This is a genomic window from Aquimarina intermedia (assembly GCF_008124785.1).
GTDB lineage: Bacteria > Bacteroidota > Bacteroidia > Flavobacteriales > Flavobacteriaceae > Aquimarina > Aquimarina intermedia.
Genome location: NZ_VNHU01000001.1, coordinates 221,184 through 234,434 on the forward strand (window position 1 = coordinate 221,184; position 13,251 = coordinate 234,434).

Below are 13,251 nucleotides of genomic sequence, written 5' to 3' on the forward strand. Positions count from 1 at the left end.
GCAATTATGTTCACAGGGATTATCGAAGAATTAGGGAAAGTACATCAATTGGTGTCTGAAAAAGAAAATCTTCATATCACAATCAAAGCTACCCTTGCCAGTGAACTAAAAATAGATCAAAGTGTGTCGCATAATGGAATATGCCTTACTGTGGTCGCAATTCATAATGATACCTATACAGTTACAGCGATCAAAGAAACATTAATGAAAACGAATTTGTCTTCACTTAAAGTTGGGGATCGGGTAAATCTTGAACGCGGAATGAAGCTCGGTGCCAGATTAGATGGCCATCTCGTACAAGGCCATGTGGATCAAACCGGTATTTGCAAAAGCGTTAAAGAAGCGAAAGGTAGTTGGTACTATACATTTACATATGATCCTGATCAGGGGAATGTTACCATAGAAAAAGGATCTATCACAGTGAACGGTGTTAGTCTTACGGTGGTGAATTCAAAAGATGGAGAATTTAGCGTGGCTATTATCCCGTTTACCTACCAACATACTACGTTTAATACTTTAGAAACAGGTTCTGTAGTAAATCTTGAATTTGATGTTATTGGGAAGTATGTGGCCCGTCTTCACAGAGCTAAATAAGATACAAGTAAAAACAATTATTCTCAACGTTATTACCCTTTTTAAAATTACGGTTAAACCGTAAAAAACACCTAAATAATTGATTTTAACACAGTTTAACTGTTAAAATTTTAGGGTATACTAGTCTGTCAGGCGTTATACATATACTTTTGAGATATAAATGTTTCCCCAAAGACATTTTCATCTAATTAGCTTTAATCATAAATGCAACCCCACTTGCATGACTAAACGAAGATAATATGAACGACCAAACCTACATCTATGAGAGGAATTTTTACTATTCAAACGCTCGCGAAAAATACGCTATGGATTGCTGTATATTTTCTATTTAATTCAATTCATGTTTTAACTGCGCAAACACAAGTTTTTGCGGATATTGTTGTTAGTGAGTCCAATGTGGATGTAGCTGCAAATGCCATTGATGGAGACCTCTCTACAAAAGCAGAAATTCGTGCGTATTCAGGACGACCACTACCCTTACCGGCACAACCGGCTTATACGGGTGAGTTGGAGATGCAGTTTTCATCCTTATTGCCTGCAAATACAACTTCTTATATAAAAATAGATACAGATGATAATCTATTTCCCGCGTTATTAGGAGGGAATTTAGGAGGGGTATTGGCACAAGCCTTGGGGTTAGTTCTTATAGGTGAACAAGAGTTCACCGTCGAAGCTTTAAACAATACCACCGTGGTATTGAGTGGAGATTCTGCCGTAGAAAACGATTTTGCACAGTCCAATCTGAAGATAGTAGTAGATGCTGCAGGCGATTATTATATCGCAATTACACCTACGCTTCCATATAATCGTATTAAACTGACCAATCGACTCGGTACCTTAATTGGATTAGATACAACAAAACGTCTTGGTGTGTACGGAGCTTATTATGTGAGTGACCCCAATAATTGCGGTAACGCAAGCTTTACATCCTATGATGGTAGTGGTCTCAATCTTGATGCTTTAACGATCGGTGGAGCCGGCGTTACAAATCCAGAAAATGTTTTGGATGGTAATGATGCCACCTACTCTGAATTAAGTTTAGGTCTTTTGGCAGTAGGATCTTCAATCGAACAGATTGTATATTTTGAAGGGGCTTCTGTGGCCACTGATAATTTTAGTATTCGTTTGCGATTAGACCCTTCGTTAATAACGGTTGGAGTGGCAAACTCTATTACTATAAAAGGATATAACGGGGATACGCTTGTACAATCTACAGTGCTTTCCGGACTTTTAAACCTAGATTTACTAACGTTATTGCAGAGCAATCAAATAGCAACAATTCCTTTTACTCCGGGTGCTCCGGTAGATCGTATAGCAGTGGAGTTTTCTTCACTTGTGAGCGCTTCTGTTACACAGCGATTAGATTTATTTGATATTATAAAAACTCCGGCACTCCCGGTAATAGCTGCTGCCTCACAAAATGTAACTATTTGTGAAGGAGCATCAGCTAGTTTGGTGGCGACAGCAAACCCAGCATCGCTGCAATTAAAGTGGTATGATGCGATAGTAGGAGGTAACTTATTAGCTACGGTAAACTCCGGAGAATCTTTTGATACCCCCATTTTGAATGCAAATACTACTTTTTATGTAGCGACCAGTAAATCGGGATGTATAGAAGAGTCTGCGCGTCAAGCGGTGCTTGTAACAGTGCAAGCTAACACACTGGCCCCAACCTTAGTTTTGGATGCCAATATCACTAGTGATGATATCATTAATGCCAGCGAAGCCTCAGGAAATGTAATTATTGAAGGTACTGCGGGTGGAGATGCAAAAGTTAATGATGAGGTTAAATTAATAATAAATTCGACAGAATACACAGGCTTAGTTGGAAGTGATTTTAGATTTTCTATTTCCGTTAGCGGAAGTGATCTGGTAGCAGATACGGATAAGGTGATAGATGCTTCTCTGGAAACAAGCGATGGAATCTGTTCCAGAATTGTTACTGATACCGAAGCATATCAGGTAGATATCGTCAATCCTACGATTCCTACAGTAAATACATTAACAACAAACGATACAACACCAATCCTTACTGGAACAGCTGATAGTGCAGATGTGCTAACCGTGACAGTAAATGGTGTCACTTATACTGAAGGCGACGGAAATTTAGTGGATAATACCGATGGTACCTGGACACTTCAGATTCCGACAGGCAATGAAATCAACGAAGGTACTTATGATGTAGTAGCCACGGCTACGGATGCAGCTGGGAATGTTTCGAATGATGCTACGACAAATGAGCTTGTAATCGATACCACGAACCCTACAATTCCTACAGTAAACGCGTTAACAACAAACGATACAACACCGATTCTTACCGGAACAGCGGATAGTGCAGATACCTTAACTGTAACAGTAAACGGAGTAACCTATACTGAAGGCGACGGAAATTTAGCGGATAATACCGATGGTACCTGGACACTTCAGATTCCGACAGGCAATGAAATCAACGAAGGTACTTATGATGTAGTAGCTACGGCTACCGATGCAGCTGGCAATGTTTCGAATGATGCTACAACCGATGAGCTGACCATCGATACCACGAACCCTGCGGTTCCCACGGTTGATGCTTTAGCGACAAACGATACCACACCAATCCTTACCGGAACGGCTGACAGTGCAGATGTACTTACCGTGACAGTAAACGGTGTCACTTATACTGAAGGTGATGGAAATTTAGTGGATAACACAGATAACACGTGGACACTTCAGATTCCGGCAGGCAATGAAATCAACGAAGGTACTTATGATGTAATAGCTACAGCTACAGATGCAGCTGGCAATGTTTCAAATGATGCTACGACAAATGAGCTAACTATCGATACAACGAACCCTGCGGTTCCCACGGTTGATACATTAGCGACAAATGATGCCACACCGATACTAACCGGAACGGCTGATAGTGCTGATACCTTGACGGTAACAGTAAACGGGGTAACCTATACTGAAGGTGATGGAAATTTAGTGGACAACACCGATGGTACCTGGACACTTCAGATTCCGACAGGCAATGAAATCAACGAAGGTACGTATGATGTAATAGCTACAGCTACAGATGCAGCTGGGAATGTTTCAAATGATACTACGACAAATGAGCTTGTAATTGACACGACGAACCCTGCGGTTCCAACGGTTGATGTTGTAGCTACAAACGATACAACACCGATCCTCACCGGAACAGCTGACAGTGCAGATGTACTTACCGTGACAGTAAACGGTGTCACTTATACTGAAGGAGACGGGAATTTAGTGGATAACACCGATGGTACCTGGAGTTTACAGATTCCGGCAGGCAATGAAATCAACGAAGGTACGTATGATGTAATAGCTACAGCTACAGATGCAGCTGGGAATGTTTCAAATGATACTACGACAAATGAGCTTGTAATTGACACGACGAACCCTGCGGTTCCAACGGTTGATGTTGTAGCTACAAACGATACAACACCGATCCTCACCGGAACAGCTGACAGTGCAGATGTACTTACCGTGACAGTAAACGGTGTCACTTATACTGAAGGAGACGGGAATTTAGTGGATAACACCGATGGTACCTGGAGTTTACAGATTCCGGCAGGGAATGAAATTACTGAAGGTACGTATGATGTGGTAGCCACGGCTACGGATGCAGCTGGGAATGTTTCGAATGATACGACGACAAATGAGCTGACCATCGATACCACGAACCCTGCGGTTCCCACGGTTGATGTTGTAGCTACAAACGATACAACACCGATCCTCACCGGAACAGCTGACAGTGCAGATGTACTTACCGTGACAGTAAACGGTGTCACTTATACTGAAGGAGACGGGAATTTAGTGGATAACACCGATGGTACCTGGAGTTTACAGATTCCGGCAGGGAATGAAATTACTGAAGGTACGTATGATGTGGTAGCCACGGCTACGGATGCAGCTGGGAATGTTTCGAATGATACGACGACAAATGAGCTGACCATCGATACCACGAACCCTGCGGTTCCCACGGTTGATGTTTTAGCTACGAATGATACAACACCAATCCTCACCGGAACAGCTGACAGTGCAGATGTACTTACCGTGACAGTAAACGGGGTAACCTATACTGAAGGCGACGGAAATTTAGTTGATAATACCGATGGTACCTGGACACTTCAGATTCCGGCAGGGAATGAAATTACTGAAGGTACGTATGATGTGGTAGCCACGGCTACGGATGCAGCTGGCAATGTTTCGAATGATACGACGACAAATGAGCTGACCATCGATACCACGAACCCTGCGGTTCCCACGGTTGATGTTTTAGCTACGAATGATACAACACCAATCCTTACCGGAACAGCGGATAGTGCAGATGTACTTACCGTGACAGTAAACGGTGTCACTTATACTGAAGGCGACGGAAACTTAACCGATAATACCGATGGTACCTGGACACTTCAGATTCCGACAGGCAATGAATTACCTGAAGGTACGTATGATGTAGTAGCCACGGCTACAGATGCAGCTGGGAATGTTTCGAATGATGCTACGACTGACGAAATTACTATTACTTCTGGTACTGTTGAAGCACCTATTGTAGTGATTGTAGAGGATGTTAATAATGATGGATTTATCAATCAAACTGAACTGAAAGGTGCTATTGATGTAACTATCACGTTACCTGCAGGAGCGGTAGTTGGAGAAACTGTTACTATCAATGGAACACCACAAACTATTACAGCTTCTCAGGAGGCTGAAGGTGAAATACGAGTGACATATAGTAGCCCCGGTGAAGGGAATACCCTAACTGTAATCGCTACCTACACAAATGCTACTGCTGTAACCAGTGCTGAAGGACAAGATGAAGCTGTTATTAATACAACGATGCCGGTAACACCGACAGTTGATGAGCAGGAAACATCGGATACAACACCTTTAATAACAGGAACGGCCGATAGTACTGATACGTTGACCGTAACGGTTAACGGCGTAACCTATACCGAAGGAGACGGAAATTTAACCGATAACACTGATGGTACCTGGGCACTACAGATTCCGGCAGGAAATGAATTACCTGAAGGCACCTATGATGTTGTAGCCACGGCTACAGATACTGCCGGCAATGTTGCTACAGATCAAACTACTAATGAACTTACTTTAACATCAAAAGCTGAGTCGCTTGTTACGGATTTGGGTGTAATAAAAGAGGTTGATAACATGAATCCTTCTACAGGTGAAACAGTAGTGTTTACCATTACCGTTCAAAACCTTGGACAGACCACGATTAATAGTATTGAAATTAGTGAAGTAATTCAGAGTGGGTTTACTTTCTCTAATGCTAAGGCTACTGACGGGAACTATGATTTAAGCAGTTCACTATGGACGATTCCTACGCTGGAACCAAGTTCCAATGCGATATTGACAATTACTGTAGAGGTTAATGAATCGGGTGAGTACTCTAATACTGCAATCGTACAATCTTCTATACCTGAAGATGAAGATGCCACCAATAATAGTTCAGAAATTGAACTCGAAATTAGCTGTCTAAGGGTATTTAATGAGTTTACTCCTAATAATGACGGGTCTAATGATTTCTTGACCATAGATTGTATTGAAAAATATACAGAATCGACATTTGAGGTGTATAACCGATATGGAAATTTAGTTTATCAATCACAAGCATATAAAAATGATTGGGATGGTATGTCTAATGTGAGTGGAGTTGTTCAAAAAGGAAAAACTTTACCTACCGGTACTTATTTTTATGTTCTGAAAGTGGATCCTACAGCTAAAGAAAAAACCGGATGGATTTATATCGGAAGATAATTTTGTAAAACGTAGCTCCCAAATCGCTCAAAACCAATTTTTATTTATGCATTCCATAAAATGTTATCAACTTATACTTCTGCTTTGTGTTGCTTTGTATGGCATGGTTTCTCATGCACAACAGTTACCGCAATACACACAGTATATGTATAATACTATGAGTATTAATCCAGCGTACGCCGGGTCAAATGATCGCATCGAGGCTTCTTTGTTACATCGCTCGCAATGGGTGGGTATTGACGGGGCACCTCAAACGCAGGTGCTGACCCTTAATGGAAAGTTTTTTGATAAGATCGGACTTGGTTTTAATATTTTTAATGATAAAATAGGACCCTCAAGTCAAATTGATATCAATTTCGCTTTTTCGTACCACTTAAAACTTAATGCTACGGTAAAACTGGGTTTGGGTGTGAATGCCGGGATGGATGTATTGTCTATCGACTGGTCTAAGGGTGAAATTTACGAAAATGAAGATTCTATTTTTAATGAAAACATAAGTAAGCTTCGACCAATTATAGGAGCGGGAAGTTACATCTTTGGTGAACAATGGTATGCCGGAATTTCAGCTTCTAACTTTATAAAATCTCAACGATATGACGATAATGAAGAGATATTGGTAGAGCGATCGGTACATTATTATTTACTGGGAGGATATGTATTTCAGATTACGCCACAATTAAAAATGAAGCCTGCAACCATGGTTAAACTAACCGAAGGTGCTCCGATTACGTTTGATATTTCTACAAACTTTTTAATTCAGGAAAAGTTAACCTTGGGTGCATCTTATAGATTTGACGATGCGGTAAGCGGGCTGGCTGGATTTCAGGTCAGTAATACATTTTATGTTGGATATGGCTATGATTATTCGATAAGTAACTTAAGTAAATATAACAGCGGATCTCACGAAATCATTTTACGCTATACACTGCATGATCGAAAGCGTAAAGCACGATCTCCAAGATTCTTTTAACCTTAAAACGATCATTTCTAATGAAAAGAATAGTACTACTTATTGTTATACTGTTTCAAATTACCGCTTTTGCCCAGAGTAACCGCAAACGAGCTGATGGCTATTTTGAAGATTTCAAATTTAAAAAAGCAATTGTATATTATGAACGAGCGGCCTCTAAAGGGAAAAAAGTTGATCCGGAGGTCATGAAAGGATTGGCTGACAGCTATTTTTATGTGGCTGAGTATAAAAAAGCCAAAGAATGGTATGAGAAATTGTATGCTGATGATATTGAAGCTGTCGATGAGCCTGCTTTTATTAGATACATCCAGAGTCTGAAGTCATCCAAAGAGTACGAAGCTGCTGATGCATTGATAAAGTCATACTACAAAGATAATTTAGAACGTATGCGACTTATAGAATTTCAACAGCAGCACTTAGATAGTTTGTTAGCGAATGAACCACAGTTTAGAGTCGAGAATCTGCTAATTAATTCTAGCAAATCTGATTTTGCACCGGCGTATTATGAAAACAGCATTGTGTTTGCCTCAAGTCGGGATACGACTAAGTTTATGCAGCGTAATTATTCTTGGAACAATCAACCTTTTCTAGATCCATACATAGCGATGATTGATCAAAGCACCGGTCAGTTACGTAATACTAAAAAGTTTCTCGAGAATATGGATTCCTCATTTCATGAAGCGACGATGACCTTTTCTTCAGACTTCAAAACCGTATATTTTACGCGTAATTATGCCACCAAGCGCAAATTAAAAGTAAATAAAAACGGGGTGTCTAATATTCAAATCTTAAAAGGAACGATAGAGGATGGGAAGATTATTGATGTAGTGTCTCTAAATTTCAATAGTAAAGAGTATTCTTGTGGGCATCCATCATTATCACCTAGTGGAACACACCTTTACTTTGCTTCCGATATGCCGGGAGGATTTGGCGGTAGTGATATCTATGTGTCAGAAATTAAACCAGACGGCACTATGGGAACTCCTATTAATTTGGGGTCTTATATCAACACGCCGGGAAGAGAGATGTTTCCTTTTGTAATAGGAGAAGATCTCTATTTTTCATCCGATACCCATTATGGGTTAGGGGGGCTTGATATTTTTAATGCTGAACAAAAGTCTTTTACTAAATATACAATGCCGGTCAACTTGGGGAGACCTATAAATAGTAATATGGATGACTTCGCCTATATTGAAAATGAAAGTGTAGCCTCGGGCTATTTCTCATCAAACCGGGCCATGGGGAAAGGAGATGATGATATCTATTATTATGAGCTTCTAGCACCCAAGGCGTATCAGTTATATAGCGGACAAATTATGGATAAGGATGCTAACAGTCCGATTCCTTTTGCAACGATAAAAGTATATAACGAGCGTAACGTGCTAGAAAAGGAAATTGTAGCAAACGATAAAGGTGAATATAGTCTCAAATTACCTTTAGAATCAGAGTATACAATAATTTTTATAAAACCTGGCTATACACAGCATACCAGTGTGGTTAAAACGATGAATACGCCTAATCTGGAGTCGAAAAAAAATCTGGTGCTTTTGGTTTCATTTGATCAATTTGTCGTAAAAGAAGGGAACGTTGAAAAGATCAAAGTAAACCCTATTTTCTTTGAGTCATTTAAATATGCTATTACTCCGCAAGCAGAGGTGGAACTAAAGAAAATTATTTTAGCAATGAACAGTTTTCCGAAGATCCGTATCCGTATAGAATCTCATACAGATAGTAGAGGGCCGGATTTGTTGAATTATAAGTTATCCAATCAGCGAGCTCGCTCTACCTATGACTATTTGATTGCCAATGGTATTGACCCTTCACGTATTGAAAGCGCTATCGGATATGGTGAAACCGAATTGCGGAATTATTGTATAAACGGGGTAAAATGTACTGAAGATGAACATCTGATCAATAGAAGATCCGATTTTATTATTGTATCAAAGTAATTGTTATAAAGACGATACTAACGCTATTTTGAAATGAAATTAGTGTTAGTATCGTCTTTTTTTATCTAAAGAGACTCGTGTATTCCTTAATTAGGAACATCCTCTCCCCCTTCAATAGTTTTAGCTAATTCGGCAAAGATTACCGATACCGGAGGTGGTGTGACATCTTTTTGAACATAAGAAATGGGAATCAGGTTTAGTAGTCCGTCAACAACAATTCCTGCGTAAGCGATATTAACTGCCGGCACTCTTATGAGACGCATTTCCCGGTCTGCTTGGAATTCCTTTTTAAATCCCATAAATTCTTTTACAAAAGGAATTTTTCCCATGCCGGTTGTTTGATATTGTTCGTTTCGTTTATTAATCATTAGAAAGGTTTCAACTTCATTAGTTTGCTTATCTATTAAAGGAATGCTAACAAAATCCATCATTGAAACTAATTCTTCAGGGTTTTGTTGTTCATTATATCGTTGCAGTGCATTTAATTGTACACCATAATGATAAATAGGTTCATCAATGATTATTTGTTCTAATGATTTTGCAGACGATAATCCATAATAGGTGTAATTTTCAGCTGTAATTACACATCTAAAATTTTCTATCGTTGTTTGCGAGAGCTCTGAGAAATCAAAATCTTGTCCGTTCATAGTTTGATACTCAAAGCCAGTTATACATATGATTGTAATTAGTAATTTTTTCATGATATCTTTTTTTTAACGAGTGGGTATAATTGCGTAATAATCATTCCAGTGAGAAGACCCTGGATTTCCGGCAACGTAGGCGTAGTATGTTATGGTATAGGAGCTGCCAACATTTACTGGTAAGGGATTGTGAACATGTAAATATTTCTCACCATCACATTCCCCAACAGAATAACCAACAATAGTAACCATGTGTCCACTGCCACCTGCCCAATGCCATGTGTATGTGAAAGGACGATCTTTACAATCAATTTCTCTTTTTATTTGATCCCGGGTTAAAGCAGCGTTAACAGTATTTTTGGAAGTGAAATTATATTTACTGAACTCTGGCCAACCACCTGTAACGCAGGTTGAAGGTGTTGGTGAATTGCAACAATTTGCCATTCCAAAGCGATTATTTGCCTGAGTACATTGAGCTACGTTGTTCCCCAAAAAATCCATACACATTTGACCGCTGGCTGCCCAGTACTATTGACCGGTTTATTGAGGTCAGAGTGTTACAGGAAGCACCCTGGAATCAGCAAAACGTGTACAGCAACTTGTTGTTATACCTAAAATGCCACCTAAGAGGAATGCCATTTTTAATGTTCTTTGTATGTCCATGATGTAAAAATTTAGTAAGTATTCGAATGTTTTGAATTCAAGTTTAAATAATTGATATGCAGTGTGTTAAGGACAAAGACCCCTTTTTGAACAGTGTTTTTCCTTTTTTAAAGGAGAGCCTGACAGCATTTACTTAAGCGTAGAAGGGTGCTGTTATGGCTTTCGAGTTCACTCTAAGTAGCAGTACTGTGAATCCCTTAAATTAAATAGACTATAGGTTTTAAAGAGAAACGAAGAATAAAAAAAAGAGTTGTGAAGCATAAACTTCACAACTCTTTATAGAAGTGGTCCCACTTGGGCTCGAACCAAGGACCCTTTGATTATGAGTCAAATGCTCTAACCAGCTGAGCTATGGGACCTAAAACGGAGCGCAAATTTAAGAATTAGATAGATACACGCCAAACATTTTCTGTACTTTGAGTACAATTTTTTTATGGGTACCACTTAAACTTTTAAAATCAATGGTTTAGTGCGCGAATCAAAAGGTTTCTTCGTTCGAATTGATATTATTTTGATATTTCCTGACATAATTCAATCAATACACCGTTCGAGCTTTTGGGATGAATAAAAGCTACAAGCTTGTTGTCTGCCCCTCGTTTTGGCTCTTCATTGATTAGCTGAAACCCTTCATCTTTCAGACGTTTTAACTCTTGTTTGATATCGGAAACATCAAAAGCTATATGATGGATGCCTTCTCCTTTTTTGGTTATAAATTTTCCAATCGGTCCATTCTCATCAGTGCTGGCCAAAAGTTCAATTTTACTCTCGCCTACCTGAAAAAAGGAAGTAGTAACCGCTTCACTTTCTACCACTTCTTTTTTGTAGGGGGCAACTCCCAAAAGTTTTTCATAAAGCTTATTTGCTGTGTCTAAATCTTTGACAGCAATACCCAGGTGTTCAATTTTGTTTATATGATTCATGTGTTTATATTTCACTGAGGTAAAATTACGATTATTATCGTAGACATTCATCTTCATCATATTAATATGTATTTTTGCATTATGGAAACAAATAGACAGAAAAAAATAGGAGGAGTTTTACAGCGAGATATCGCAGATGTGATTCAGCAAGCCCTACGTGATGCGGGAGTTCAAGGGATTTTGGTTTCTGTAACCAAAGTTTCTGTGACCACTGATCTTTCAATAGGTAAAGTGTATATGAGTGTTTTTCCACATGCTGAAGGAGATAAAGTGCTAAAAGAGGTTAACTCAGTAAAATCACAAATTAAGCATCAAGTGGCGTTACGTACCAAACATCAGTTACGTCGTATGCCGGAATTATCTTTTTTTATTGACGATTCTTTAGAATATATTGCAAATATCGAGAAAGCAGTCAAAGGGGACGATAACCCATTGCAAAACCCGGATTTGTTAGAGCGTCGTAAGAAAAAATAGAAATAATTATACGACCTATACCTAGTTACAAAATTTTTCTAAGAATTTGAAAATATCACTTTACATCGCAAAACGCTATTTATTTTCTCCGGGAAGTAGTAACGCGATTAATATCATAACAGGTATCGCTGCGATGGGTGTGGTAATTGGTGCATTGTCATTGTTTCTTGTGCTCTCAGGCTTTGCTGGGCTTAAGGATTTCAGTTTACGATATACTTCCTTTTTTGATCCTGATCTCAAAATTTCTCCGTCCAGCGGAAAAACACTTGATTTAACACCAAAGGATCGTGAGCAACTACACACTATAGAAGAAATTGCTAGTTATGCTGAGGTAGTGGAAGAACGCGTGTTTTTGGAGTATAAAAATAAACCAAAAACTGCATATATAAAAGGGGTAAGTGAATCGTATGCACAGGTAATAGCTCCCGATAGTATTTTAATTTACGGGGATTGGCTGGGTAAAAATGATTTTCAGATTGTTGCCGGTAATGGGATCAGCAGGGAGTTAGGAATGGGAGTGGAGCGTACCTATACTAATTTTTTGGGAATTTATGTACCAAAACCCGGTAAGGGAATTCCAAGTGATGCTTCAAAGGCTTTTAGAAAACAACGTGTTGTTCCTATAGGAATTTATAGCGTGAATGAGGAGTTGGATGCAAAATATGTGTTTTCAACTATTGGAATGGCACGCAACTTATTAGCGTTGTCAGAAAATCAGGTTTCTGCAATCGAAATCAAATTAAAAAATGAGACAGGAGAGTCCGAAGCCGTAACTAAGCTGGCTACTATTTTTGAAGATCGTGCTATTATTAAAAATAGAGTTCAACTCAATGAGACTTTGTATCGTATGCTAAATACCGAAAACTTAGTTTCTTATCTGGTGATAACATTAATAGCTGTCATAGCATTATTTAACGTTGCAGGTGCAATCATTATGATGATTATTGATAAAAAAGGGAATATTAAGACGCTATACAATTTAGGAACTTCCTTACCCGAATTAAAGAGAATATTTCTTTATCAAGGGTTATTAATGACGGTATTGGGAACCATACTTGGATTATTTTTAGGACTCATTTTAATCCTTGCGCAACAGCATTATGGATTACTGATGATTACACCAAGCCTGGCATACCCAACACGAATTACACCCTTAAGTTTTATCGTTGTATTTCTTACGATTACCACGATAGGTGGTGTCGCCTCCTATCTTGCATCAAGTAGAATAAATCAAAAGCTTTTGCGATAAGTAT

9 protein-coding genes and 1 tRNA gene are annotated in these 13,251 nt (G+C 39.0%); 6 read left to right on the plus strand and 4 right to left on the minus strand.

What is annotated here, in order from left to right; translation table 11 throughout:
* Positions 1–6: 6 nt before the first annotated feature.
* From BD809_RS00895 to BD809_RS00910, 4 genes are all read left to right on the plus strand, one after another.
* Positions 7–594, plus strand: a complete 588-nt coding sequence (locus tag BD809_RS00895) for a riboflavin synthase (RefSeq protein WP_148781066.1) — start codon at positions 7–9, stop codon at positions 592–594.
* A 261-nt stretch (positions 595–855) separates the two neighbouring features.
* Entirely contained in the window at positions 856–6,381 is a 5,526-nt protein-coding gene (locus BD809_RS00900; RefSeq protein WP_148781067.1) for an Ig-like domain-containing protein, read from the plus strand.
* Positions 6,382–6,427: 46 nt separating this feature from the next.
* On the plus strand, positions 6,428–7,351 hold the full coding sequence (locus BD809_RS00905; RefSeq protein WP_148781068.1) for a PorP/SprF family type IX secretion system membrane protein: 924 nt from the start codon (positions 6,428–6,430) through the stop codon (positions 7,349–7,351).
* Positions 7,352–7,371: 20 nt separating this feature from the next.
* Complete coding sequence (locus BD809_RS00910; RefSeq protein WP_148781069.1) at positions 7,372–9,300, plus strand: OmpA family protein; 1,929 nt, start codon at positions 7,372–7,374, stop codon at positions 9,298–9,300.
* A gap of 86 nt (positions 9,301–9,386) precedes the next feature.
* Here the strand turns inward: BD809_RS00910 and BD809_RS00915 are convergent, their stop codons facing one another.
* The 4 genes from BD809_RS00915 to mce all read right to left on the minus strand — a co-directional run bounded on the left by BD809_RS00915 (position 9,387) and on the right by mce (position 11,524).
* Positions 9,387–10,001, minus strand: coding sequence for a hypothetical protein (locus BD809_RS00915; RefSeq protein ID WP_148781070.1), 615 nt, complete (start codon positions 9,999–10,001; stop codon positions 9,387–9,389).
* Positions 10,002–10,013: 12 nt separating this feature from the next.
* Positions 10,014–10,442 (minus strand): hypothetical protein, encoded by a 429-nt coding sequence (locus tag BD809_RS00920; RefSeq protein WP_211356679.1) that lies wholly within the window; start codon positions 10,440–10,442, stop codon positions 10,014–10,016.
* A gap of 447 nt (positions 10,443–10,889) precedes the next feature.
* Positions 10,890–10,963: transfer RNA gene (locus tag BD809_RS00925), tRNA-Ile, on the minus strand.
* Positions 10,964–11,110: 147 nt separating this feature from the next.
* Positions 11,111–11,524, minus strand: coding sequence for a methylmalonyl-CoA epimerase (gene mce / locus BD809_RS00930; protein ID WP_148781072.1), 414 nt, complete (start codon positions 11,522–11,524; stop codon positions 11,111–11,113).
* Positions 11,525–11,605: 81 nt separating this feature from the next.
* Between mce and rbfA the strand changes: the two genes are divergently transcribed.
* Together rbfA and BD809_RS00940 are read left to right on the plus strand one after the other, a co-directional pair.
* The gene (gene rbfA / locus BD809_RS00935; protein ID WP_148781073.1) at positions 11,606–11,998 is read left to right on the plus strand and encodes a 30S ribosome-binding factor RbfA; all 393 of its coding nucleotides are present in this window, start codon (positions 11,606–11,608) and stop codon (positions 11,996–11,998) included.
* A 46-nt stretch (positions 11,999–12,044) separates the two neighbouring features.
* Complete coding sequence (locus tag BD809_RS00940; RefSeq protein WP_148781074.1) at positions 12,045–13,247, plus strand: ABC transporter permease; 1,203 nt, start codon at positions 12,045–12,047, stop codon at positions 13,245–13,247.
* Positions 13,248–13,251 lie beyond the last annotated feature (4 nt).